Source organism: Agrobacterium burrii (assembly GCF_017313405.1).
GTDB lineage: Bacteria > Pseudomonadota > Alphaproteobacteria > Rhizobiales > Rhizobiaceae > Agrobacterium > Agrobacterium burrii.
The window spans coordinates 528,758-554,388 of sequence record NZ_JAFLNA010000001.1; the positions used below are offsets into that span (position 1 = coordinate 528,758).

Here is a 25,631-nt window from a genome sequence, read left to right on the forward strand (position 1 = left end):
CTGGTCCTTGACGCCGTTTTGCATGTTCTATATTCGTTCCCGCCCATGAACACCTTTGCGCACCACTCGATACGAATACGCTGACGCACTCCGGCTAGCCCGGTGTCGCCCTGTTCTGCGTTTCGATTAAGAGGGATGCCATGACGGTAGTCTCGACTGACCGGAGGGACGATGGTGTCCCGCACAAGGTCACGCTTTCACCGATTTACTCTCCGATGGCGACCATCAAATGCGATGGCCGTGCGCAATTCCGATCCCAACAGGCGAGGGACTTCGCATGCCTGTTGGATATTGACCCAGATGTCGCACGATGGAGCACGGCACCGCCGTTGTTCCGGAATGGCGACGATGAATACCAACTCGATTTCGTCGTTCTGACCGATGACGGATCCTTCCTGATGGATGTCGGGCAAGAAGAACCATCTCCGCCAATCTGGCTGTCCAGCGCGATCGAATCCATGGGGCACCGATACCGTCCTGTGGCGATGATTGATTTCGCGGACAGCTTCCGACTCCGGAATGCGAAGGACTTGCTCCGATACGGTTTCTATCGGCCGCCACTCGGCGATAGGATTCGTCTGCTGGCAGGACTCGAGGAAATGGGATCGCTCACCATCGCGGAATGTCTGTCGGCGATCCAGGAGGGGCGGCCGATGCCGACGCTGGCATCGCTGATCCTTCAAGGATTCCTGGAGGTCGATCTGGATGACGCGCTTATCAGCCCGGAGACGCAGGTGCGCCGGATACGAGGATGACGTGACGCGCGACTGAGCGCCAACCCCATTATCTTCAATTCGGGATCACACAATGAAAACGTTCTTCGCGACCGGGCGGGCTTCTCGCTGCCGGAATTCCTTGCCTATGCCAGCATTAGCCGGGCGATCCGCCCATACAGGCGCGTACCCCATTTCGCCATCGGCATCGTTCTCGAAAACTGGCAACGCAAGACCAGCTATGTGCAGGCCGCGGTCATGTTCATCGACACGAAGTCAGACTATCGCTACCAGCAACACGTCAAGATCTTCGATGAGAAGCAATCCGACGATCACCTCGAATCCGTCATGGACATGCTCGAGCATAAGCAGACGATCATCTTCTTCCGTTCCGAGGAGGCTATTCCGCCTGATCTTCGGAATGCGCTCGACATCGTCGTAAAGGTGGATCCTCCCGACATCCGCCAAGCGCGCGGCGTTGTCTGGTGGGGTTACGGAACCTCGCTGTCCGACACACAGGCGGAAGCCCTCATGATGTGTGACTGGCGGCGGCTCAAGTTGGCAATGACTTGGGGTCGTCCCATGGCGCGAGTCCTGTCGATCGTCGAAAAGATGTCGCAGATCAGCGAGCCACCTGAATCCAGTATCGTGATCAAGCCGCAGGATGTTCTAGTCGGGAGCCGATTGGAGGACATGGAAGGCTACGGCGAGGCGAAGGACTGGGGTCTCGATCTTGCCCGTGATCTCAATGATTGGCGGGCGGGTGACATCTCATGGGATGATGTCGACCGCGGCGTACTGCTATCGGGGCCGCCCGGCACTGGCAAGACCATCTTCGCCAAGACGCTTGCGGCCACCTGCAAGGCCGAACTCGTCGTCGCCTCCTACGCGAAGTGGCAAGCGAAAGGACATCTCGGCGACTTCCTGAAGGCAATGCAGAAGAGCTTCCAGGATGCGAAGCGCAACGCACCTGCCATCCTGTTTATCGACGAGATCGATGCGTTCGGATCCAGAGGTGGCACGAACTCGAGCAACGAGTCCTATGACATGAAGGCGATCACCGGGCTGCTCGAGCAGTTGGATGGCCTTGAAGGACGGGAAGGGGTCGTTGTTGTCGCGGCATCGAACTATCCAGACAAGATTGACGACGCCATCCTTCGCGCCGGCCGTCTTGACCGTCACGTCAGGATTCCGCTTCCGGATCTCCGCGCGAGAACGGCTATCTTCCGAATGCACCTTCGTGGTGAATTCGATGACGTCGGGTTTCACACCTTCGCCGAACTCAGCGACGGCGTGACTGGCGCCGACATCCAGAAGATTGCCCGCGATGCCCGGCGTATTGCCCGGAGGGATCGAAGGCGGATTGAGATGGCGGATGTCCTTTTACAGCTTCCGATCCCGGCGCTCATTCCTGCGGAGACGTTGAGGGTGAATGCTGTTCACGAAATCGGCCATGCTGTTGTCGGTGTGGCTTTGGGCATGGAACTCGTCCGCGTCGAGATCTCGCCGAAGATCCTTATGACGACAGCGAAACAGTCCGTGGGCAAGGCGACGTTCGGCCGCCGACCATGGGCAAGGCGGACGAAGGCTTACTACCTCGATGCGATCGCCATGGGACTCGGCGGGATGGCGGCAGAACAGATGCTGCTGGGATCCCATGACGATGGGGTGGCCGGAGGCCGAGGATCAGATCTGCACGATGCGACCCGCGCCGCGATCATGCTGGAGAGAGCATTTGGCATGGGCGACGGCCTGGCATCGCTCGGGGACATCTCCGACGCACCAATGATCGACATCAGCCGGATGGACCGAAGCATCCTCCTGCGGGCCGACAGGATCCTGCAGAGGCAGCTTGAGCGGGCGACGAAGATCCTGAAGCAACATCGGTCGGCATGCGAGCGTCTGGTCGATGGATTGGTGGCGGCACTGGAATTGTCGGGGCAGGAGGTGCTGGATGTATTGGATACCGACCCCGATGGTGAAGTTCACATCCGAAGTGCCGGATAGCGACTTAGGAACAAGTGGCCGCGCCAGGACTGAAATGATCAACGCTTATTTGCGCCGCCGCTGGTGAACTACCCGGGTTTTCGATATCGGGAGTGAGAACCCGTCATCTCGGTACAATTTACAGATGGCCAGAAGGAAATAGGAGTAACCGATGAGCTTTCCTGTTGAACCGGATTTTGTAGACGAGCGCGGGTTGTTCGTGGTGCAGGATCCGTTTCTGCGATCAACGATTCTCCCGCTGTTCTCATTTGATCCGAACGATCCGGAGCAACGCCCACAAGGCCACGGCACGGCATTCCGTGTGGATCCGTGGGGATGCTGCGCCACCGCGTTTCACGTCATTGAGGACCTCCTCATAGTGCGTGACGGTTCACTTGTCCTCAAAGCGGACTTCCGTCTTGCTGCACTCGCTGTCCCACCACTGACGTTCGGAACGATGCCGGTCACCCGAGACCATTGGAAGCCGTTCCTGGGCATGTCGTCTCTGGGAGGGATCCACAGTCCTCCGTTTCAGGAGCCGCGTGTCATGAACATGACCGAGCTTGCGTCTATCTGGCTAAGCAGCCCCGACAACGCACAGCGCGGAAGATCCTTCCTGCACCTTGACGGGCGCTGGCGACCACGCATCGGCGAACGTGTGATGGCACTTGGCTTCGCCGGACTTGATCTTGACACCAAGGAGGAGGGAGATGATCGCGCCATCCGCCAGTACCTCTATGGTTCTGTCGGCGAAATTTCCGAGGTGAATCCCGTTCAGCCAAACAGCAGTCGACCATGGCCGAACTTCCGCGTGGAGGCGAACTGGCCGGGCGGCATGAGCGGCGGTCCGGTGTTCAACGAAGCTGGCGATGTCGTCGGACTGGTCAGCACGGGACTCGTCGGTGGTGGCATCGGCACGGCGACGCCGTTTGCTGGTTGGAATGTTGCAGAACGCCAGTTTCCAACCGTCGATTTCATAAATCCCGGACGATTGAAGTGCTGGATTGGTTTGTCCGGGGACGAAGACATAGTCGCTTGCGGCCGTACACGGGAAGAGCTCATCGAGCAGCTTGGAGACCGACAGGTGTCGGAAGTGAAGTATGTTTCTCTCGCCGTCGGCTCCGAGGAATACATCTCGATTCCAAATGACAGTTAGGGCAGAGCGCGGCAGCGTGTCATCATACTTGGTTTTCTGGAGCTTGTTTCCTGTGATATTCGCTCAGTGAAACTCGACGCGGAGGAAACGATTGGCAAGAACACTCATCAGGCAGAGCGGTAGAACTGAGCGGATCCAGATTGCGGTCCACGTCGCTCGTGTCGTGAAATTTTCCAGGTGTAGTTTGGACTAGCGGCCCGTGTTTCGATTCCGCTATCATCCAAAGTATGAACCTTGAAGAATTCACTGCCCATCTCAACGCCACCACGTTCTGGAAGGAATTTACATTCTCCCAGACGAAGTTCATGCCGCGCCCTCGGGAAGAAGTCGAGCTTGCGGACGGTATTGTAAGGATCGGCTCACTTGCCTTTGTCTTTCAGCTAAAGGAGCGGACGGAAGAAACAACAGATCCCGAAGCGGAGCGGCAATGGTTCCGGAGAAAAGTGCTCCGTAAAGCGAAAGATCAGATCAAAGCTTCCTTGCGATATCTGTCGGAAACTGAGGAAATCGAACTGGCAAACGACCAAGGCCATGCAGTGGTTGTCAGAGGACGCGATCTCGAGGATATCAAGAAGGTCATTGTCTTCCTTCCTGGCCGCGCCCTCCCGGAGGATTGCTGGCAAACGAAGTATCTGGTGTCCGGCGATGCAGGATTCGTCCACATCGTGGCCGCAAACGATTATCTTGGAATTGTAGACAAGCTGCGAGTGCCCGACGACGTCCGTTTGTATTTCGAGTACAGAGAGTCGGTGCTGCCGCGTTTGAGAGCTACCGGAACCGCAGTCGAGGAGCCAGACATCATGGTTAGTTTCCTCGCAGAACGAGACCTGCCTGAGCCAGGATCGATGGAGGTCTTGCGCCAGTTCGTCCAGGATCTGGATGCATTCGATCTCTCGCACATCATGCGCAATCTGAGAGATCATATCGTTCACACCGGTAAAGGTAACGATTACTATCGGATCATGGAAGAGTTTGCCCGTGTTCCACGGTCGATCTGGCGCGAGTACAAGACGCGCCTCCTGATATGCCTTGAGGCCGCGCGCGCTGGAAAGTTTCGCAAGCCGTTCCGGTTCGGATTTCCGCGATCGGATTGCACCTTCATGATCACCGCCCTCGATCCAGATTGGCCCGTGACAGGCGCGGAGGGTATTGAAATGCGCTCAAAGGCGCTGTCGATGTTCACCGAGGCTGCCAAATACGACCTCAAGACGAAAATCGGGGTTGGCCTTCTGATTTCGAAGGACTGTGATTTCGTGAACCTTGACTGGTGTTTCATTGATGCGCCGTGGAGTTCCAATAGCGAAATGGACAAGCTCCTTCGAGAGGCTGAGATGTTCGGCCCGGCACGTGAGAGAATGGTGGACAGCTTTCTGTTTCAAGGCGATCCACCAGCTAGATAGCTGGTGGATGTCTCCCTGTATCGCAGCATGTTGATGCCGGCAAAGCCCATCTCAAATTGGCAGATCAATAGCTTTCAGCTCGTTGAGCCGCTGGTCGTAAACGGCGTTCAGGCATCGCGCATCACCGCCGCAATCATTGCGATCCTTGAGCCAACTGCGCTGAACCTCGAGGAGACGCTTGCGGACGGATTTCTCGACGTTATTTCGAACCCACATGTAGATGGAGTTCATGGCCCGATCCTTTGCCCAGAGTTCCGGCTGGCGGCACAACGACAATTCAGTGGGTGTCGCGGCCGCGGCGCACGAAAAGCTAGGCCCGCTCACCCCCGTATCCTGCCCCTGCTGTCGTAGTTGTGCTTCCGTCTCTATGCAGAGCAGGAGCGTGCCCTTCTTGTTCAGGCCGGACTTCACCTGGTCGAGAAGTGGGGTCCAGAGATCTATCCACTTGTCGGATCCGACCAGCTTGTTGCCTTCGGCAAAGGCCGCCTCGTGGGCGCGCTTCACCGTGGCCAGATCCGGCTGAAGGAATGGAGCACACCGGGATTGCAGTAGCGAGTACGAAACGAACCTGTCGGCGTAGATGTCCACGGTAGGTGCCGCTGAAGGTGTGGTGATGTTTTCGCCATCGACCTTGTAGGTCTCGATACCCAGAGCGCGCGCCTTGTCGGGCGTGAGCAGAAGGAAGTCGTTCGGCCCGGCGATGGTGAAGTAGCGTATGGCTTCGATGCGTAGACCCAGATGGGTGAGATAGGATCCAATCTCGGCATTCGCTACGCCACTCTCCCGGTATTCGCCGTTCTCCTCTCTATAGGCCGCATGGAAACCGATCAGCGATGTATCGGACATGTATCGGCGGACACCGGATACCCAGATAAGGCCACATGCGGAGAAGCACTGCTTGTCGGCGGGCACTATAGTCGCGAAGCCCTCCATCCGGATCGTCGCTCCGATATGCAGAGCCTCCTTCACGAGGCCTCCGGGGCTTTGAAGAATGACCGATGCCCGTTTCAGCCCTTCGACGGCGGTTTCGAACTTTTCGCCATCGCCCGCCTCGATCGGGCCTCGTATGCTCACGAACGGCACCGCAATCCCTGGAAGATCGAACTTCTCGATTTCTGCCGCGCTTACGGCACCGACACAACAAAGAAGCATTACAGCCGCGGCCGCCAGCAATCCCGTTTTGACCATCCCCGACACCCCCATGCCACCGTACTGGAACTCACCCTAACTATGAGCATACGGTAGGACAATTACCAATACGCTCTCACTGATCGAGACACGGAAACCGTGTCCCACAACGGTCCCCATCCTCACTGACCAACCTCTCGCATCCCATCGCCGCCATCCGACGTAGTCTCCCGAAGGTAACAGCGGCTCCGTGCTTCTTGACCAATGCGGCCCGGTCGAGAGTTCCTTGACGGCCGCATGTCCGGCATTCGACCGCGATGACGGGATCGCGCACTTGAAGCAGTGTCGCCGTCAGATCGAGCGGAGATGGCTTGCGGCTCATCGGCCAGCCTCATCATCCGCGATGGCGGAGCAGTCGTTCCCGATTGCGCCGTTCGTCGACGGCAATCCGTGCTGTGGTGGCTGGCCGAAACCCGGCTTTAGCGAGAGCCTCGGCAAGCGACGGCTTTTTCCGTCGGAATAGTGCGGCGATGCGCTTGAGTGAGATGACCATGTTGTTGCTCCAGGGCCGACGGTGCGATGAGGACGGATCTCAGTACGAGCGGCAGACAATATCCTGGTAGAGAACTCGTTCAAGGTCCTGATGCCTCTCATTTCCGCGTCAACGAAATTTCTTCAATAAAGCCGGTGACTTACCGGCACGTCCTAGCCGGCTGATTCAAAAAGAAAATCCGCGAAATCGCTAAAGGAAACAGCAGCTTCTCGATCTTTCTGGAGACCTGTCAGGTCTGGCCGACCGGGACATCGATTTCAAGCTCCCCACGGGCCGCGGTGACGAGTTCGCCCATGGTGGCGCGAGAGGAGGGGATGCTCGGGATCGACCGAAGACGATGCCAGAGGCGCGGGAAATCTACGTCAGGGATTTGCACATCGATACGCTGAAAGTTAAAGCGCGGAACTTTCACTGAGACATTAGATAGGCAGGCTGCTTCACTTGGTGCGCACCACGTGAAGAGATGGGTTGGTACGCCTGGACTTGGTACGCACTTGGTGCGCACCAAGTGGCGAAGCACGCAACCTAAAAACTACCTGATGAATCTCAACAGGATTCATCATCGCTTTCTCCAGAAAATCCGCGCCGAATCCTTGATCGACGCAGCCTAAAGCTGCCTCCGACAGCCTTCCGTAATTGTTGACAATGACGTTGCTTATCAAATCCGAATTTATACAATATTTTACTTCATCAATACACGCGCACCAACCCGTACCAACTCCATTTATACAGAGCCATAGAGCCGGAAAATATCTGAGATTTCTGCCAAAAAAGATCAGGGAGCAGGCTCCACTTGGCAAACCGCCGAATCCAAAATTGTGGGTGCACAGTCCAAAAATAGGTGACGCGAATCCAAAATTATCTGGCGACGCTCAAGTGTCGCACTACTAAATGGGCGCCACATACAATAATCGCATAAGATAGATTATGGAACGTCAGAGCGGTTTCGTTGCTGTTGCTTTTTGCGCCCAAACCGCATTTTCCACGGCTGTGGAAAACTCGGCACCCTGCGGTTTGAAGTGTTGCTTCGGTGCGAACCGATGGCATGGTTGCGTTCATTGAAGAACGCGAGTCACCATGCCGATCATCAATATAAGAGATGCAACGCTACCGCCATCCGCACTCGGACTTGTCAGTATACCAGCGGCGCATCCGGCGCGACCGCGAGGACATCAAGAAGATGGCCGAGAGTGATGTCGGAAGAATGTGTCTTGTCGATCGCGTTCATGTGGGTTATCCATATATCCAATAGTTCAAGGATTATTGAATAATGGAAGAACGTCAAGCCCTCTCTTCATTCGCCGCACTCTCGCAGGAAACGCGCCTTGCCATCGTTCGAGCGCTGGTTGTCGCTGGTCCCGAGGGGCTAGCCGCTGGCGTGATCGCCGAACGCATGGGCGTCTCGGCGACGAATGTGTCGTTCCATCTCAAGGAACTGGAGCGATCAGGTCTCATATCTCAGCGGCGGGTATCGCGTTCAATCCTCTACAGCGCCAACTACGAAGCTCTCGCCGATCTTGTGAAATTCCTGATGGAAGACTGCTGTGCCGGACATCCAGTGATCCGGGAAAATGTCGAGCGAAACGATGGATGCTGCAATCTGGCTGAAACCTTGACTGACGGGGATAACGTCATTGCATAATTCGAAAGTACCTGCGGGCATTGTCTCTGCGCTTGGCCTGACGCAGATCATCGGTTACGGCACTCTCTACTACAGCTTCAGTATCCTCGCATCTGGCATGGCGAAGGATCTCGGCCTTACGCTGGCCGAGATATTTGGCATCTTCTCAGCTTCCCTGCTTATCGGCGGCTTATCCGCAATGTATATCGGTAAACAGATGGACCGTATCGGCGCTGCGACGGTCATGACGGTCGGCTCGGCCCTGGCCGCATTTACCCTGGCAATCTGTGCGTGGTCGCCATCCGTTGCTGTCTTTGCGTTCGCCATCATCCTGCTCGAGATATCGTCCGGCATGGTGCAGTATCAAGCCGCATTCGCAACGCTGGTCGAAAGCGAACCCCGATCAGCATCCCGCAGCATCACCTATTTGACCTTGATCGGCGGTTTCGCCTCGACCATCTTCTGGCCGATCTCGGCAGCACTTGCTGCGTATCTGTCGTGGCGCGAGATCTATCTCGTCTTCGCGGGATTGAATCTCTTTCTGTGCATGCCGCTTCATTACTGGATCATGCGCGTCGCGAAAACAGAAGTTAACGCTGATTCCACGATCCGAACGCGTGAGACGGTGATCGGGACGCTTCCTGCCCATGCGCGCCGGCGCAGCATGATGCTCGTTTCGTTTGCCTTTGCCATGCTGGGCTTTACTCTCTCTGCCATGCTCGCGCATATGGTTCCAATGCTCGGGTCGATCGGGCTTGGCGCTGCTGCGGTGGTGATCGGATCGCTCTTCGGCCCAGCCCAGGTGCTGAGCCGACTGATCAACATGGTGTTTGGTAAAAGCCTTTTGCCGCCGGCGCTTGCAGCGCTTTCCGCAATCCTCATCGTCGCCGGGGTGTTCATCTTGATGATGACAGGTGACTGGTTGCCGGGAGCGGTTGCCTTCGCGATCTGCCTTGGTCTCGGTTCCGGCATCAACAGTATCGCGCAGGGAAGCCTGCCGCTCTATCTGTTTGGCTCCGACGGTTATGGAGCGATTACGGGCAAGATGGCCGCCGCGCGATTGGCAGTGAGTGCCGCCGCGCCATTCGTCTTTGCCGCAGCGATGGAGAATGTCGGCATCAGTTTTGCGCTCGCTGCCAACGCCTGTCTCGGGGCGATCAGCATTGCCGCATTCGTTGCTGTGGCGACCTCCTCACGGCAAACCGCCACAGCAATGGCCTGAACCTTCAGATCGACTTCAACGAAACACGCTTCTCGAGTTCGTCCGCCTCTTCCTTGCGTTCGCTATAGCGGTCGGTCAGGTAGCCAGACGCGTTACGGGTAAGCATGGTGAACTTCACCAGTTCCTCGCAGACATCCACCACCCGGTCGTAATAGGATGACGACTTCATCCGGCCATTGGCGTCGAACTCCTGATAGGCTCTGGCGACCGAGGACTGGTTGGGAATGGTGATCATCCGCATCCATCGCCCGAGGATCCGCATCTGGTTCACGGCGTTGAAGGACTGGCTGCCACCGGAAACCTCCATGACGGCGAGCGTCTTGCCCTGTGTCGGGCGGACCGATCCAACCGAAAGAGGAATCCAGTCGATCTGCGACTTCATGATGCCGGTCATTGCGCCGTGGCGCTCCGGGCTGACCCAGACCTGCCCCTCTGACCATTGCGAAAGTTCACGCAATTCATGCACCTTCGGGTGACTGACAGGCGCTTCGTCGGGCAAAGGCAGGCCTTTCGGATCGAATATCCGAACCTCGCATCCAAGCCGTTCCAGCAGCCTTCCCGCTTCGAACGCCAACAAACGGCTGTAGGACACCTCGCGAAGCGAACCGTAGAGGATCAGAATGCGGGGCTTATGTGTCGAGAAGGCCGGGCGGAGATCGTCGAGATCAATCGCGTGCAAGTGCTGGCCCTTGAGGGCGGGGAATGTCTCAGACAATGCGCTTTCCTTCTTCGTCGAGAACCTGTTCGCCGTCCTCCTTGGTGAAAGGCCCTTTGAAGGCATCCGCAGGAAGGATGTCGAGAACGACTTCAGAGGGGCGTGACAGCCGCGTTCCCATTGGAGTGATAACGAACGGCCGGTTGATCAGGATCGGCGTCGCGATCATGGCGTCGAGCAACTGGTCGTCGGTCAGGTCCGGATTGTCGAGACCGAGTTCGGCATAAGGTGTACCCTTCTCGCGGATCGCCTGACGGACGGTCAGTCCGGCGTCGGCGATCATCTGGACGAGTTGCTCGCGGCTCGGTGGGTTCTTCAGATATTCAATGACGGTTGGCTCTATGCCGGCGTGCTGGATGAGCTCGAGCGAATTCCGTGATGTGCCGCAGGCCGGGTTATGATAAATGGTGACGTCCACGTTCAGTTCCTTTCGGTGATGGTGGTTCGGGAAACTGCAGGCGATGCCTCGTACCAATCTTTCGAACGGTTCACGATCCAGACAACCGACAGCATGACCGGAACCTCGATGAGGACGCCGACAACGGTTGCCAGTGCCGCGCCCGACTGAAAGCCGAACAGGCTGATGGCGGCCGCGACCGCAAGTTCGAAGAAGTTGCTGGCACCAATCAGCGCCGAAGGCCCGGCGACGCAGTGGCGTTCACCTGTCATCCGGTTCAGAAGGTAGGCAAGTCCGGAGTTCAGATAGACCTGGATGAGGATCGGAACCGCCAGAAGCGCAATGATGGTCGGTTGTGCAATGATCTGCTCGCCCTGGAAGGCAAAGAGCAGCACAAGGGTTGCAAGCAGAGCCACGAGCGACATCGGCTGAAGTTTGGCAAGCAAGCCGTCGAGCGCACGGGTTGTTCCGTCAGCAGTCAGGCGGCTTCGCACCAATTGCGCGATGATGACTGGCACGACGATATAGAGAGCGACGGACAAGGTGAGTGTCGCCCATGGCACAGTGATCGCCGAAAGACCCAGCAGCAGACCAACGATGGGCGCGAAGGCCAGGATCATGATCGCGTCGTTGAGTGCGACCTGCGAGAGCGTGAACAGCGGTTCGCCGCGTGTCAGGTTGCTCCAAACGAACACCATGGCCGTGCAAGGTGCTGCGGCGAGAATGATCAGCCCGGCGATGTAGGAGTCGATCTGGTCTGCCGGAAGGTATGGCCGAAACAGCCAACCGACAAAGAGCCAGCCCAGCAACGCCATCGAGAACGGCTTCACTGCCCAATTGATGAACAGGGTGACACCGATCCCGCGCCAGTATGACCCAACCTTCGCCAGCGATCGAAAATCGATCTTCAGCAACATTGGAATGATCATCAACCAGATCAGGATCGCGACCGGGATATTCACTTTGGCGATCTCGGCGGCTCCGACTACCTGGAACAGACCTGGCATGACGTGACCCAAGGCCACGCCGACGGCGATGCAGAGGAAGACCCAAACGGTCAGATATCGTTCAAACGTGGACATCAGGCTGTCTTTCCTTCGGGGTTGGTGGTCCCTTCCAGCATACCGATCTGCCGGAGCCTCGTTTGGAGCGCCATGCGATCGATCGATTCCAGGGGAAGACTAAGGAATGCCACGATACGATTCTTCAGGAAGCGTGCCGCTTGAGCAAAGGCACGCTGGATCTCCACTTCGGAGCCAATAACGGCTGCCGGATCTTCAACACCCCAATGGGCAGTCATCGGGTGACCGATCCAGACCGGGCAAGCTTCACCGGCAGCGCTGTCGCAGACGGTGAAGATGAAATCCATCCGCGGTGCGTCCGATTCGGCGAATACATCCCAGCTCTTCGACGAGAAACCTGTCGACGGATAACCAAGCGCACTCAGTTCCTTCAGTGCGTGAGGATTGACCTCACCCTTTGGCTGGCTGCCGGCTGAATAGGCCTTGAACCGTCCAGCACCTTCCTTGTTCAGAATGGATTCGGCGAGGATAGAGCGAGCGGAATTACCCGTGCACAGGAAGAGCACGTTGTAGGTCTTGTCAGTCATGGTCGTGATCCGTAGTTAGGCCGGAGGCCTGTTGAGCTTCATGATGGTCGCCGACGATGGGCAGAGCCCCGATAGCTGTTGGGTCGAAAGGACTGCTTCTGTAATGTTGTCGCGCGCCACTTCAGAGAAACCGAGATTAGAGAAGAACGGCGCCGCGGTCGTGGTCGCAAGATAAACGTCGCCACTGCAATCGAGGCTTTGCAAGGTTGCCTCAACAATCGCTTGGCCGAGGCCATTGCCGCGATGCTCTGGAAGCACCACCACCGACCGCAGCAGCAAATCGTAGGCGCAGAGTTCGATACCGGAATACCCGCCGGTCTGGCCTTCATCCGAAATAGCCTTGAAGAAGGTTCGGCCTTCTTCTTCGATGTCTTCTGCCGGAAGATGCGCAGCAACAAGCGCGCTCCGAAAACCCGGATCGCTGCCTTGCACTTCGGTCAACAGGATCGAATTCAACATGGCTTCGCCTCCGGAGCGCAGCATGGCATGAGTTCTGCGATGAGTGGCGCGCAAAGTTCTGTCGAGCCGCCGCAGCAATCCTTCAGCAGGAAAAGTGTCAGATCGCGCAGACCGTCGAGATCAGCGCGGTAAATGATAGATCGGCTCTGCCGCTCACTCTTGACTAGTCCCGCTCTTGAGAGGGTTGCAAGGTGTGCCGACATGGTGTTCTGAGGGACATCAAGCAGTCGGGCGAGTTCACCCGCCGGAACTCCATCAGGTTCATGCCGCACAAGTAGACGGAACGTCTCGAGTCGAGTGTTCTGGGCCAAGGCCGCGAGGGCCGTTACCGCAATGTTGTTTTCCATGCATCCAGATTAATGGATATAATGATGCTGTCAATAGGGCTGCTACCCCTTAGTCACCCTATATCTCATCGGTGAACATCTTCATGTCGAAGGGTTCCGGGTTCGGTCCCAAAATACCCGCGACTTCATCTTGTAGTTTCCCCACCATGTCCCTTAGTGGTGAAGATTGCTCCGCGCAGACAGGTTCAAGTTTAAAGGCGCTGCAGTCGGCGTCAATTAAGTCCTTAGTAGTTTCACCCATTGTAACAGATCCTTTAGCTCAGCCAACCAGCGTCACCCCCCAAGTATCGCATACATTCGCACCCAAGCACTCGATATGGGATGTCGTATTGAGATCGGCTTGTCCGTCTCTCCCATATTCGCGAACAGGACTGCCGTTGGCAAGGATACTCTCTTTGGCGTGGAGACCGTCGTCATCGTAGGCGATCCGGAAGTTCTGCGGCGCACGATAGAAAAGCCACCACGGGCCCTTGAACGAGACACGGCCAAGGCCCCTCCTCCGAAAGATGCTGGAGCGTTGCGGGACATCATCACTGTGGCAGGTTCGGACATCGAGAATCCTTAGGGCGGCGTTATAGTTCGCGGAACCTATCGGGCAATGCGTCGAGCGTCGAGTGAAGATTCCGTCACTCAAACGTCACGATCAAAAAGCAACAAACCGGTGTTCTTGCGGGCGCAACAGCGTTGCCAAGTGTAGTGAAATCGCGGCTCTTCAAAAGCAACAAAGGGGGCGGAAGCAGCGGTGCAACACCCTTTTGTCGGAAGAAAGCGCTGCTTCCCCTGCCAACAAGGGGGAATACTTCACTCACTCATCCAGCTTCAAAGCCGAAACCGCACTCTTTGGAACTAAATGCCATATCAGAAGTGCTGCGTTTAGCGACATATGACCTCTATCAGGCATAGAATCGACACATCGTCCGGCTTCGGACGAAAACAAGCGGCGTCAGATTAATTGCGTTCTGCGATCGTTGCGGCGCGGGCCAAAGCATCCGCGAGATCGTTACCTTCTATACCGGAATGTCCCTTGCACCACTCTATGGTCACGTTTGGATTACCAAGGAGCAAACGATCCACATTCCGCCACAGGGCTTCATCCGGTATTTGCCGCTTCCGCGCTCGCGAATTGGGGTTGATGCGTTTCCAGCCGTTGGTTCGCCAAATTTTGCACCAGCGATGGCAACCCTCGACAACATGAGCGGAGTCCGTCCAAAGAATGGCTGTCCGGCCAGAAGCGTGGGCATCCAGCCATAAAAGTGCATTCATGACTGCCATGACTTCAAACGAATTATTTGTAGGCCCGATTTCCATCCCACGCGCAGAATGGAGTTGTTGCCCGGTTTCAAACACGACGAATGCCCAACTCCCCGATATTGCAACGGGGTCGTAGGAACCATCCGCGTAGATTTTGAGTGGAACAGTCATCGGGCTCGTTTCCTCGCGTCAAAGCCGCTTCAAAAAAAGACAGCTTTTAAGTCATTTCTGTAGATGGCGTGTACCACCGTCCTCTCCGAGGTAGAACCACCCGTTCTTTGGATCCGGGCAGAAAGCGCCAGCAGAGCCGGTCGCTCCCGGCCTCAGTGAGAGACATGGCCTCCGCGCTTCATGTCACGAAGCGCGAGGAACACGGCCACTGCCAGTACAGCAATCATCGTGCCCGTGATAATCAGAACCGATCCGTGCGCCTGACTGAAGGCGTTGCGTGCCGCCATCCGTATCGTCTCGCCCTCATCTCCACCCAACCGCGCTGCCGCCGTCATCGCCTCACCGATGGATCCGCCCGCTTCTGCGGCTGGCGAAAACGAGCGCGAAACTGCGGAAAAATAGATCGAGTTCACAAGCACTCCAAAGAAGGTGATCCCGATGCCCCCGCCAAGTTCGTAGCCGGTGCCTTCCAGTGCACCTGCGGCGCCCGCCTTGTCCGCGGGCGCGCTTCCCATGATGGCGATGGACGATGCCAGAAGACCGATGCCGAGGCAAAGGCCAAGCATCGCCAGAAGCCCCGCAGTTATCGGCGGCGAAGCGATCAGATCGATGGATGCGAGACCGAACAGTGCAGCCGCCGCTCCGGCCATCGACAGGGTTGCGATCGGTCGAAGACCGAATCGGTTCGCCAGGTTGCCACCGAGCGGACCACCCACGGCCGCCGCGATGACGAGCGGCAGCATGAACAGACCCGCATCGAGCGGCGACATGCCGAGCACGTATTGGAGTTCCTGCGCAAGCACCAGTTCAAATCCTGCCAATGCGCCGGAGGCGACAAACGCCATCAGCATCCCCGCAGCAATCGCTGGTTTGAGGAAGAGCGACAGGTCGAGCATCGGATTGCGCGACGAGACCTGTAGCCTGCCAAACCAGCCGAGCAGAATTATACCCGCACATAGCGATGCAGCGACCATACCGTTGATGCCGCCTTTCATCCCGGTCTTGATGCCATAAACGGTGAGAACCAGGCCTGCGACCAGCAACGCCGCCTGCCCGATGTTCCAGGCTCCGAGACCGGTGCCAACCCTCTTCGGAACAAGGAACCAGACAAGGGTAATGACGACAGCCAACACCGGGAGATTGACGAGGAAGACCGATCCCCACCAGAAGTGCTCAAGCAGGATGCCTCCGACAAGCGGACCGATCGCGGCGCCCGCCATGCCGACCACACTCCACAGACCGAGCGCCCTCGCCCGCTCGCCATCATCCTCGAATGTCGTGCGAATGATGGCAAGGACGCATGGCATGATCATCGAAGCGCCAACGCCAAGCACCGCACGGGAACCGATCAACATCGCCGGCGACGTCGAAAAGGCGGCCGCAGCCGATGCTACGCCAAACACGACAAGTCCGGTCAGAAGCATCCGCCGGTAGCCCATGCGGTCTGCCAGCGTCCCCATCGGCACCAGCAGACCGGCCATGACAAGCGCATAGATGTCGATAATCCAAAGCACTTCGGTGCCGGAAGCACCAAGAGCGATTGTCAGTGAAGGCACTGCGATATGGAGAATGGTGAGGTCGAGCACGACGGGCAGAAAGGCCATCATGACGGCGGAAAGAATGAGCCAGCGATTGGCGGAAGACATGCAATACACCTGCAATACGAATTTTTATCAGAACGATCGTTTCACTATTGCATTAATACACGATCGTTCGTAAAATAATCAAGTGACAAATTGGAGACTAACGTGGGTCGTATTCGCAGGATTCAGAAAGACGACATCTTGGATGCCGCCGAGCGCGTGGTGTTGAAGCTCGGCGCCGCCGGGCTTTCAATCGATGCCGTCGCCCAGGAAGCTGGTGTCAGCAAGTCGACGGTCGTTTACGATCACAAGTCGAAGAGTGCATTGCTAGAGGCTCTGATCGACCGCCGTCTCTCCCAGGAACTGGAGCGACAGGCAAAATCCGTCGAAGATGCTGCCGACACCCCTCACCCCGAGCTTTTCGGGCGGATCAAGCTTGCCGAACGGGTTGTGGATGATACCGAACGCGCGGTCGCCATGGCGATCAGCGCCTCCGTTTCTTCCGAGGAGAAGCTTCAGCAGCAGATGCGTGACTGGACGCGGGCAGACCTCAAGGCCATGGCCGACGGTGCCCGTCCCGAGGCGGCGCTGATGGCTTACCTCTCCCTGTCGGGCTTCTATTTCACCGAACTCTTCGGCTTCCACCAGTGGAGCCAGGATGATCAAGCCAGAATTCTCGAAGGTGTGCGAACAATCTATACGTCCTTTCCCGAGAAGTAATCGTCGCCCGTAGGGGCCAGTAACAGCCGATCCAAGGAAGAAATATGTACCGCTGCAGCCGACTGCCGCGCCTGAAGGCGTGCCTTATTGCAACCTCGCTTCTCGCTCTGACGGCGACGACCGCCTTTGCCCAGGAGGGCGGGGAGATGCCGCCTGCGGCCGTTGGCGTCATCGATCTCAAGGCGCATCCGATCCCGGTTATCAGTGAGCTTCCAGGCCGCGTGGCCGCTACCCGCACATCCGAAGTGCGCGCCCGCGTGTCCGGCATCTTGCAGGAGCGCGTTTTCGAACAGGGCGCGCTCGTGAAAGAAGGTGACGTCCTTTATCGGATCGATCCCCGTCTCTTCAAAGTCCGCGTTGCCAGCGCCGAGGCAACACTGCGCCGGGCAGAAGCCACGCGCGACAATGCCAGGGTCCAGCTCGAACGCCAGAGGACGCTGCGGGAACGCAACGTTGCCAGCGGGATCGACTATGACACCGCGGCCGTCAACCTTGCTCAGGCAGAGGCCGATGTGGCGCTTCAGCAGGCGGCTGTCGAGGAAGCAAAGATCAATCTCGAATATACCGAGGTTCGTGCTCCGATCACAGGCATCATCGGTGGCGCCCTCGTCACCGAAGGCGCGCTTGTGACCGCGGACGGTACATCGAACCTAGCGCTGATTCAGCAGATCAATCCTGTCTATGCCGACTTCACCCAGTCCGCGCAGGATCTTCTGGCGCTACGCCGCGCCGTTACCGACGGCAAGCTGGTAAGCCCTGCCCCCGGACAGGCAAGCGTAGAGCTTATTTTCGATGGCGGTGATGTCTATGGCGGGAAAGGCAAACTGCTGTTTTCCAGCGCCAACGTCGACTCCACAACCGGGCAGGTGACATTGCGTGCCGAGTTTCCCAACCCCAACGGCGATCTTTTGCCCGGCATGTATGTGCGCGTCCGCATCGAGCAGGCCGTCCGTCAAGGTGCGATCACCATTCCCCAGCGTTCCGTGCTGAGAACCCAGGACGGCAAGGCGCAGGTCTACGTCGTCGAGGCTGACGACACAGCAAAGCTCCGTGATGTCCAGCTTGGACAGGCACTTGGCCAGGAATGGGTGGTCGAGAACGGCCTCAAGGAGGGTGAGAAGGTCGTGGTCGACGGTGTGCAGAAGGTTCAGCCGGACACCAAGGTCGCTCCCGAGGTCTGGTCGGCGGACGAACACAAGCAATCCGGCGGCGCAGTTTCCGCCACCTCGGGAAATTCAAGGTAACATCATGGCACAGTTCTTTATCAGCAGGCCGATCCTTGCCTGGGTCTTCGCCCTGTTCATTTCCATAGCGGGCATCATCGCCCTGCCCTTTCTGCCGATTGCGCAATATCCCAAGGTTGCGCCGCCGCAGCTCACCATTTCCACCTCCTATCCCGGTGCTTCACCGCAGGAAATCTATCAGGGTGTGACGCGCCTGATCGAAGAGGAACTGAACGGCGTCGCCAACATGATGTATTTCGAATCGACGTCGGACACATCAGGCGCCGTCAGCATCAACGCCACCTTTGAGGCCGGCACCGACATCGATCAGGCATCGGTCAACGTACAGAACGCCATCCGGCGCATTGAATCCCGCCTTCCGTCCGCGGTCACCTCGCAGGGCGTCAACGTCGAAGAAGCCGCATCGGGCTTCCTGATGATGATCACGCTGACGTCCACCGACGGTCGCATGGACGAGGTCGCGCTTGGTGATTATCTGAACCGAAACGTTCTTGGTGAAATCCGCCGTCTTGATGGCGTCGGTCGCGCCCAGATGTTCGCGGCCCAGCGTGCCATGCGCGTCTGGATCGACCCGGACAAGATGGTCGGCCTCAATCTGACGGCAGCAGACATCAATGCCGCCATAACCGCCCAGAATGCCCAGGTTGCTGCCGGCCAGATTGGCGCCGCCCCAAACCCGGTATCGCAGGATCTGACCGCCACGGTTCTCGTGCAGGGCCAGCTTTCCGACCCCAGGGCGTTCGGCGAGATCATCCTGCGCGCAAATCCCGATGGCAGCGCCGTCCTTCTCAAGGATGTCGCCAGGATCGAACTCGGCGCGGAGAACTACAACTTCACCAGCCGCCTGAACGGGCAACCGAGTGCTGCGGTCGGTATCCAGCTTTCCTCGACGGGCAATGCGGTCGCAACTTCGAACGCCGTCAAGGCGAAGATGGACGAGCTGTCGCAGTTTTTCCCCCAAGGGGTTGAATACGCCACGCCATACGACACCAGCCCATTCGTCTCGGCCTCTATCGAGAAGGTGCTGAGCACGCTGATCGAAGCCGTCGTGCTCGTCTTCGTCGTGATGTTCGTGTTCCTGCAGAACTTCCGTTACACCGTCATCCCGACCCTGGTCGTTCCCGTTGCGCTGCTAGGCACATGCGCCATCATGTTCGCGACCGGTTTCTCCATCAACGTGCTGACCATGTTCGCCATGGTTCTCGCCATCGGCATTCTCGTCGATGATGCCATCGTCGTGGTGGAGAACGTCGAACGCATCATGGCAGAGGAAGGCCTTTCACCCAAGGCCGCAACCCGCAAGGCGATGGGGCAGATTACCGGCGCGATCCTCGGGATCACCCTTGTCCTCGCATGTGTCTTCATCCCGATGGCTTTCTTCCCAGGTTCGACTGGCATCATCTATCGCCAGTTCTCGCTGACGATGGTTGTCTCGATCGGCTTCTCCGCTTTCCTGGCGCTATCGCTTACCCCGGCGCTCTGCGCCACTTTCCTGAAGCCGATTGCCAAGGGGCATCACGAGAAAACGGGGCTGGCCGGCTGGTTCAACCGCAATTTTGACGGTCTGACAAACCGCTACGTCAAGGTGACCAACGGCATGGCAAAGCGCGCCGGTCGGATGATGGTGATCTATCTCGCCCTCGTCGTTGGTCTTGGCTACCTCTTCATCAACCTCCCCTCGGCATTCGTGCCTGCGGAAGACCAGGGAACATTGCTGGTCGACATTCAGGGACCGCCGGAAGCCAGCGCCAATCGTACACAGGCGTCAGTCAGGCAAATCGAAGAAATCCTGAAAGCGGAGTCCGGCGTCAAGGATGTCATTGCGATTCAGGGATTCAGTTTTTCGGGTAGCGGTGCCAACGCCGCGCTGATGTTCGTCACTCTCAAGGACTGGAGTGAACGTGATACCGACAACTCGGCGCAAGCCATTGCGGACCGCGTCAACATGTCCCTGTTCGGCCTTAAGGATGCGACCAGTTTTGCCCTTTCTCCTCCGGCTATCGAAGGTTTCGGCGCCACAGGCGGCTTCGCATTCCGCCTTCAGGACCGCAATGGGGTTGGTCAGGCAGCCCTGTCTGCTGCGGGAGCCGAATTGATGCAAAAGGCGGGCCACAGTCCGGTGCTGACCGGCATGCGTGTGGAAGGCCTTCCGGATGCGGCGCAGGTTCTGCTGGTGATCGACCGCGAAAAGGCGAACACGTTCGGTGTGACCTTCTCCGACATCAACAACACAATCACTGCCAACCTCGGATCGTCCTATATCAACGACTTCCCGAACGCCGGCCGCATGCAGCGCGTCATCGTGCAGGCCAAGGATCAGAGCCGTCTTCAGGTCGAGGATTTGCTCAAGCTGAACGTTCGCAATGCCAGTGGCGGCATGGTTCCACTGTCGTCTTTTGCAATTGCACAGTGGCAGAAAGGTTCGCCGCAGATTGTTGGTTACAACGGCTATCCGACGATACGCATCTCGGGTGAACCAGCTCCAGGCAACTCATCGGGCGCGGCCATCGCCGAGATGGAACGTCTGGCGGGCGAAATGCCTGAGGGCATCGGCTTCGAGTGGACGGGTCAGTCGCTGGAGGAAATCAAGTCCGGTTCACAGGCGCCTTTCCTGTTCGGCATCAGCCTTCTCTTCGTCTTCCTGCTTCTCGCAGGTCTCTATGAAAGCTGGTCGATCCCGTTCTCGGTCATGCTCGTGGTGCCGCTCGGTGTCATCGGTTGCGTGCTTGCGGTCATGCTCGCCGGAATGCCAAACGACATCTATTTCAAGGTGGGCCTGATCGCGATCATCGGCCTGTCGGCAAAGAACGCGATCCTGATCATCGAATTCGCCAAGGATAATTATGCCGAGGGCAAGCCATTGCTGGAATCGGCGATCGAGGCTGCGAAACTTCGCTTCCGCCCGATCATCATGACCTCACTCGCCTTCACGCTCGGCGTCGTACCTCTGGCAATCGCCTCGGGTGCCAGCGCCGCCAGCCAGAACGCCATCGGCACGGCTGTTTTGGGCGGCATGATCGCGGCGACAGTCCTTGGCGTGTTCTTCGTCCCGGCCTTCTTCGTCTTCGTGCTGAAACTGTTCAGAACCAAGCGGCCGGAGACGGACGGTGCCGAAGCGGGATCACAGGCAACACCAATCGTTCACGGCTCGCACCCGTAACCCCCAAACCGGTTCGGGCTGCGCCTCCCGGACTGCGAAGCTCCACCCTCATTTGTCCCCCGGGGGTGGAGCTGACTGTTCCCACCGAGTGAAGATCCCATTTTGCATCGTCGGTCAGGATACGAGCCTGCCGTGTCACCGTTCGAAGACTATGAAGTTTTCCCATGCGCGGATGCGCAGCAGTATCTTACGGATGAGCGCGAACTCCGGCCAGTGATCCGTGTAGATCGCAACTTCGGCTGTCGCTCCACCCGGAAGCTCGAAAGCCGAGAGGTCATCGATCGGCTCGAGAACACACGACCGGAGCCAAATGGCGCCTTTGGCGTAAGAAGGGTACCTGAGGGTTCGAGTTCGCCTTCCGCCATGAACTTCAGCACGGTCTGAACCTTCGCCCCGAAGACTCGCCCGGGCACGCCGGCGAACGGCAAAGTGGGATTGAAGGTCACCGGGTAGCCGGCTCACACACCCCAAGTATGTGGCCGTCAAGGCTCGCCATTAATGAATGGGCTCAGAAGCAGGCGGAGGTCGGTCAAGTCGAAGCGCATTCGTTCCCTCCAGTCCGGACCCTTCGGATAATCCGAAGGGTTTCCTTGTATCTTCCGCATTGTGCGAAGTCACGGATAACGACCATTGTCGCCGTAGTTTAAAATTATTTATATGTATCAATACATAAAGACATTTTTCTAATCTAATATTACAGCTCTCCAGACGCCTCCCGACGTCTCAATTCCAGCTCTTCGCTATAGCGCCTGAGCGTATGGCTTTCGGTGAGTAGACCAACCGGTCGGTTCTCTATCTTGTCATTAACGACGACCAGCGCTTCGCTTTCCGTGGCATCGAAGGCCGCCGCTGCCTGTCGCGCATTCATGGTCGGCAGCAGCACGTCGTTCTTGTATTGCAGATAGGTCTCAAGGCTGATCTTGCTCGGATCACGATCCATCGGGTCGGCATAAATTTCCGGTACTAGGACAATGCCGGCATAACGCCCGTCATCATGGGTCATGATCACCCGCTGCGTCGAACCGAGTGGGAACTTCTCCTTGAAGGCCGGAAGCCCCATGCTGACATTGGCCTTGCGAATATCGGCGCGCATCATCTTGCCAACCGTCAGGTCGCGGATCCAGCCAATATCGTGGGCGCTGCGAATACTCTCTCCACGCAGGTGAAACCGCCAGGTGGCGAAGGAATAACCGAAGGTCGTGCGCACCACCAGCGACGTGGTGATGACGGCGGCAAGCACCAGCGCGGTGATCTGGAAATCTCCCGTCAGCTCCAGCGCCAGGAACGTCATCGTCAAAGGACCACCGATGATGGCGGCGGCAAAGGCGCTCATACCGATGACGGCATAAACGATGGGCGCCGTCGAGCCATAGCCGATATAGGGGGCGCAAAGCGCGAAAACTTTACCCAGAAGCGAACCCATGAACAGCGAGGCGAAAAACAGGCCGCCACGAAAATTGGAACCGATGGAAATGGCGCTGGCCGCCGCTTTCAGCAGAAAGAGCCCGACCAGCCCGTAAATCGTCAGTTCGGCATCAATATTGAGATGCAGCGCGCCATGGCCGCTCGACAGCACCTGCGGTGAAATCAGCGCAAGCGCGCCGACCGCCACGCCACCAATGGCCGGACGCAGCCAGCCGGGAATGGCGCTTTTGCGGGCTGTCTCCTCGATGAAGGAAACCGTCTGCATCAGCACGATGCCGATCGCCGCACACACGACACCAAGAAATATGGCGGGCACATAATCCGCAGGCGTAACGCGGCTGGCATCGACAATATCGATAGACAGGCCATGACCGCCGATAATCCCGATGACGGTGGTGGCCACCAATGCGGAGACGATGAGCGGCGCAAGCGTCACGACGGTATAGGTGCCGATGATGAGCTCGATGGCGTAAAACGCCCCGGTCAGAGGCGCATTGAAGGCCGCCGCGATCGCACCCGCAGCACCGCAGCCCACGAGGATGCGCATGTCCCCTCGCCGCAGTTTCAGCTTGATGCCGATCTTCGATGCCACGCCGCTGGCGATCTGCGTATAACCCGCCTCAAGCCCGACGGACGCGCCGAAACCGTTCGAGACGATGTTCTGCACGCAGACGATGATGCTGTCCGTCAGCGACAGGCGGCCGCCATGCAGGGCATTGGCCTCGATCGGGTCGACCATCGGTTTCTTGCGGGTCTTTGAAAGAATGAAGATGATCAGGCCAAGCAAGATGCCGCCGACGATCGGTCCGGCAAGCACGACGGGGCCTGAGAGGTCGCTGCTGCTCAGCCGCTCGGTACCGAAGACCAGCACATGCAGGGCCGTGCTCAACGCGCCGATCAGCGCCACCAGAAGACCCGCTGCAATGCCGATGAGAGCGGCAAGAGCGACCAGCCCCAGTTCGCCGCGCCGGAACATCGCCCGCAACCGGCTGGCGCGCAGATTGTCGAAGAAGCTCGCCATACTGGGTGCACGGAAAGGCCGGGTCGACATGCTGTTCCTTCTCAGGCAACGTCAAAGCGCGATGCGCCTGTACTAGTGTTTCAAAGCACGCCTCTGTCCCAAAACCGGAGACCGATCTTGCGAGACATGCTCAGGCCGCTTCGAACTCGACTTCGAAACGCATCTGGTCGTAAGCCGGTTCGACATGATCCGGCGTTTCACGCATGACCGTCTCATAATCCAGCGGAATATGCATATGGGTCAAGATCGCCCGTTTGGGTGCAAATCTATCGATCCAGCCAAGCGCCTGTTCCAGCGAAAGATGGCTGGGGTGGTAACGGTGCTGCAGCGCGTCGATGACGAGAATATCAAGGCCTGCAAGCTTGGGCACGCTTTCGGCCGGAAAATCGCTGACGTCAGTGCAATAGGCAACGTCACCGATGCGAAAGCCGAGCGAATGCACGTCGCCATGCTGCTGCATATGCACGTTGAAAGGTATCGGCCCACCTGCCCCGTCGATAGTCACCGGCGCGTCGATGTCGGCGATGATCCGTGGCTCTACGATTGGCGGATAACTGCTGCCCGGCGGTGTTTCCAGGCAATAGGCGAAACCGTCCCATATGCGCGCCATGGTGACAGGATCGGCATAGATTGGAATGCGGTTTTGCTGGATGGCGAAATAGATGCGCAGATCGTCGATGCCATGCAGGTGATCGGCATGGGCGTGGGTGTAGAGAACCGCATCGACGGACTCCACCTTGGCGGAAATCATCTGCTCGCGAAAATCCGGACCTGTATCCACAACGACGGTGGTCTTGCCGCCATCCGGTGCGATCTGCTCAACCATGAAGGCCGTGCGCGTGCGCCGGTTCTTCGGATTTTCGGGGTCGCAGGCACCCCAGTCGCCGTTGATGCGCGGCACACCGGGCGAAGACGCGCATCCGAGAACCGTGAAGCGACGACGGTAGATTGCCACGCTACACCCTTGTCATCTTCGAAAAGCAGCGGAAGGCATTTTCGGTGGTGATTTCGGCCATGCGCTCGAAAGAAACACCATGCGCCTCGGCCAGAACTTCCGCCGTATTGACCACATAGGAAGGTTCGTTGCGTTTTCCCCGCCAGCGCTTCGGGGCAAGATAGGGCGCATCGGTTTCGACAAGCAGCCGGTCAAGCGGCACGGTGGCGGCGATATCGCGAATATCCTGCGATTTCGGGAAGGTGAGAATGCCCGAAAAGGAAACATAACCACCAAGCTCGACACCGGTTTTCGCCAGTTCAGGACCAGCGGAGAAGCAGTGAAGGATGAAGGGAAAGGCGCCCTTGTCGCTTTCCGAACGCAAAATAGCAGCCATGTCGTCGTCAGCGCTGCGGCTGTGGATGACGAGCGGCAGCTTCGTCCGTCTTGCCGCTTCGATATGGCGAATGAGGCCGGTCTTCTGGTCTTCCGGCTTCTGCGTATCGTAGAAATAATCCAGTCCCGCTTCGCCGATCGCCACGATCTTGTCGTGGCTCTCCGCCAGCCGCACCAGATCGTCAGCCGAGATATCCAGTTCCTCGGCTGCGCTGTTGGGATGCGTGCCGACCGAGCAGAAAACCGACGGGTATTTCTCCGTGATCTTCAAAAGCTCGGGCAGACGGCGCACCCGGGTCGAGATCGTCACCATCTGGCTGACACCGGAAGCATGCGCACGGGCGATGATATCGTCGCGCTCCGCCTCGAAATCGGGAAAATCCAGATGGCAATGGGTATCGATCAGCATCGGTCTCGCCT

The 25,631-nt window shown here is 57.9% G+C and carries 22 protein-coding genes and 1 pseudogene; 10 read left to right on the forward strand and 13 right to left on the reverse strand.

Features of this window, described 5'->3' with window-relative positions; all coding sequences use genetic code 11:
* The first annotated feature begins 140 nt into the window (after positions 1-140).
* The 4 genes from JZX89_RS02690 to JZX89_RS02705 all read left to right on the forward strand — a co-directional run bounded on the left by JZX89_RS02690 (position 141) and on the right by JZX89_RS02705 (position 5,255).
* Positions 141-755 (forward strand): hypothetical protein, encoded by a 615-nt coding sequence (locus tag JZX89_RS02690; protein WP_207132986.1) that lies wholly within the window; start codon positions 141-143, stop codon positions 753-755.
* Positions 756-971: 216 nt separating this feature from the next.
* Positions 972-2,720, forward strand: coding sequence for an AAA family ATPase (locus JZX89_RS02695; protein ID WP_246746648.1), 1,749 nt, complete (start codon positions 972-974; stop codon positions 2,718-2,720).
* Positions 2,721-2,871: 151 nt separating this feature from the next.
* Complete coding sequence (locus tag JZX89_RS02700; protein WP_207132987.1) at positions 2,872-3,855, forward strand: trypsin-like peptidase domain-containing protein; 984 nt, start codon at positions 2,872-2,874, stop codon at positions 3,853-3,855.
* Positions 3,856-4,082: 227 nt separating this feature from the next.
* A complete protein-coding gene (locus JZX89_RS02705) occupies positions 4,083-5,255 on the forward strand; it encodes a hypothetical protein (RefSeq protein ID WP_207132988.1) in 1,173 nt (390 codons plus the stop codon).
* 51 nt (positions 5,256-5,306) lie between these two features.
* Here the strand turns inward: JZX89_RS02705 and JZX89_RS02710 are convergent, their stop codons facing one another.
* Entirely contained in the window at positions 5,307-6,443 is a 1,137-nt protein-coding gene (locus tag JZX89_RS02710) for a hypothetical protein (RefSeq protein ID WP_207132989.1), read from the reverse strand.
* Between the two features lie 692 nt (positions 6,444-7,135).
* Between JZX89_RS02710 and JZX89_RS28475 the strand changes: the two are divergent.
* The 3 genes and pseudogenes from JZX89_RS28475 to arsK form a co-directional block, all read left to right on the forward strand.
* Positions 7,136-7,351 (forward strand): annotated as a pseudogene (locus JZX89_RS28475) (hypothetical protein); the annotation flags it as partial.
* A gap of 855 nt (positions 7,352-8,206) precedes the next feature.
* Positions 8,207-8,578 carry an ArsR/SmtB family transcription factor gene (locus tag JZX89_RS02715; RefSeq protein WP_174372613.1) on the forward strand — a complete coding sequence of 124 codons (372 nt, stop codon included), beginning with the start codon at positions 8,207-8,209 and terminating at the stop codon, positions 8,576-8,578.
* The gene (gene arsK, locus JZX89_RS02720; protein WP_153513690.1) at positions 8,571-9,779 is read left to right on the forward strand and encodes an arsenite efflux MFS transporter ArsK; all 1,209 of its coding nucleotides are present in this window, start codon (positions 8,571-8,573) and stop codon (positions 9,777-9,779) included. Before JZX89_RS02715 ends, arsK begins: the two co-directional genes overlap by 8 nt.
* 4 nt (positions 9,780-9,783) lie before the next feature.
* Here the strand turns inward: arsK and arsH are convergent, their stop codons facing one another.
* From arsH to JZX89_RS02765, 9 genes are all read right to left on the reverse strand, one after another.
* A complete protein-coding gene (gene arsH, locus JZX89_RS02725; RefSeq protein ID WP_236776533.1) occupies positions 9,784-10,560 on the reverse strand; it encodes an arsenical resistance protein ArsH in 777 nt (258 codons plus the stop codon).
* Positions 10,487-10,918 carry an arsenate reductase (glutaredoxin) gene (gene arsC, locus JZX89_RS02730; protein WP_153514199.1) on the reverse strand — a complete coding sequence of 144 codons (432 nt, stop codon included), beginning with the start codon at positions 10,916-10,918 and terminating at the stop codon, positions 10,487-10,489. Before arsC ends, arsH begins: the two co-directional genes overlap by 74 nt.
* Complete coding sequence (arsB, locus tag JZX89_RS02735; RefSeq protein ID WP_153513692.1) at positions 10,915-11,973, reverse strand: ACR3 family arsenite efflux transporter; 1,059 nt, start codon at positions 11,971-11,973, stop codon at positions 10,915-10,917. Before arsB ends, arsC begins: the two co-directional genes overlap by 4 nt.
* Complete coding sequence (locus JZX89_RS02740; protein WP_153513693.1) at positions 11,973-12,500, reverse strand: arsenate reductase ArsC; 528 nt, start codon at positions 12,498-12,500, stop codon at positions 11,973-11,975. The genes arsB and JZX89_RS02740 overlap by 1 nt, the downstream gene beginning before the upstream one ends.
* 15 nt (positions 12,501-12,515) lie before the next feature.
* Positions 12,516-12,959, reverse strand: a complete 444-nt coding sequence (gene arsN2 / locus JZX89_RS02745) for an arsenic resistance N-acetyltransferase ArsN2 (protein ID WP_207132990.1) — start codon at positions 12,957-12,959, stop codon at positions 12,516-12,518.
* Complete coding sequence (locus JZX89_RS02750; protein WP_153513695.1) at positions 12,953-13,306, reverse strand: ArsR/SmtB family transcription factor; 354 nt, start codon at positions 13,304-13,306, stop codon at positions 12,953-12,955. Before JZX89_RS02750 ends, arsN2 begins: the two co-directional genes overlap by 7 nt.
* Before the next feature lie 58 nt (positions 13,307-13,364).
* Positions 13,365-13,547 carry a hypothetical protein gene (locus JZX89_RS02755; protein ID WP_153513696.1) on the reverse strand — a complete coding sequence of 61 codons (183 nt, stop codon included), beginning with the start codon at positions 13,545-13,547 and terminating at the stop codon, positions 13,365-13,367.
* A 707-nt stretch (positions 13,548-14,254) separates the two neighbouring features.
* The gene (locus JZX89_RS02760) at positions 14,255-14,728 is read right to left on the reverse strand and encodes an RNase H family protein (RefSeq protein ID WP_207132991.1); all 474 of its coding nucleotides are present in this window, start codon (positions 14,726-14,728) and stop codon (positions 14,255-14,257) included.
* A gap of 152 nt (positions 14,729-14,880) precedes the next feature.
* Positions 14,881-16,374: an MFS transporter gene (locus JZX89_RS02765; protein ID WP_207132992.1), complete on the reverse strand. Its 1,494-nt coding sequence runs from the start codon at positions 16,372-16,374 to the stop codon at positions 14,881-14,883.
* 102 nt (positions 16,375-16,476) lie between these two features.
* On the opposite strand from JZX89_RS02765, the gene JZX89_RS02770 reads away from it, so the two are divergent.
* From JZX89_RS02770 to JZX89_RS02780, 3 genes are read left to right on the forward strand one after another with little or no spacing between them, the layout of a single operon-like run.
* Positions 16,477-17,031, forward strand: a complete 555-nt coding sequence (locus tag JZX89_RS02770; protein ID WP_174372611.1) for a TetR family transcriptional regulator — start codon at positions 16,477-16,479, stop codon at positions 17,029-17,031.
* Between the two features lie 44 nt (positions 17,032-17,075).
* Positions 17,076-18,275, forward strand: a complete 1,200-nt coding sequence (locus JZX89_RS02775; RefSeq protein WP_207132993.1) for an efflux RND transporter periplasmic adaptor subunit — start codon at positions 17,076-17,078, stop codon at positions 18,273-18,275.
* Between the two features lie 4 nt (positions 18,276-18,279).
* Entirely contained in the window at positions 18,280-21,435 is a 3,156-nt protein-coding gene (locus JZX89_RS02780) for a multidrug efflux RND transporter permease subunit (protein WP_207132994.1), read from the forward strand.
* Positions 21,436-22,129: 694 nt separating this feature from the next.
* On the opposite strand, the gene JZX89_RS02785 is transcribed toward JZX89_RS02780, so the two are convergent.
* The 3 genes from JZX89_RS02785 to JZX89_RS02795 all read right to left on the reverse strand — a co-directional run bounded on the left by JZX89_RS02785 (position 22,130) and on the right by JZX89_RS02795 (position 25,620).
* Positions 22,130-23,911 carry a chloride channel protein gene (locus JZX89_RS02785; protein WP_174372607.1) on the reverse strand — a complete coding sequence of 594 codons (1,782 nt, stop codon included), beginning with the start codon at positions 23,909-23,911 and terminating at the stop codon, positions 22,130-22,132.
* Positions 23,912-24,011: 100 nt separating this feature from the next.
* Positions 24,012-24,836 carry an MBL fold metallo-hydrolase gene (locus tag JZX89_RS02790; protein ID WP_207132995.1) on the reverse strand — a complete coding sequence of 275 codons (825 nt, stop codon included), beginning with the start codon at positions 24,834-24,836 and terminating at the stop codon, positions 24,012-24,014.
* A gap of 1 nt (position 24,837) precedes the next feature.
* Positions 24,838-25,620, reverse strand: a complete 783-nt coding sequence (locus JZX89_RS02795; protein ID WP_149897616.1) for a TatD family hydrolase — start codon at positions 25,618-25,620, stop codon at positions 24,838-24,840.
* Positions 25,621-25,631: the final 11 nt, after the last annotated feature.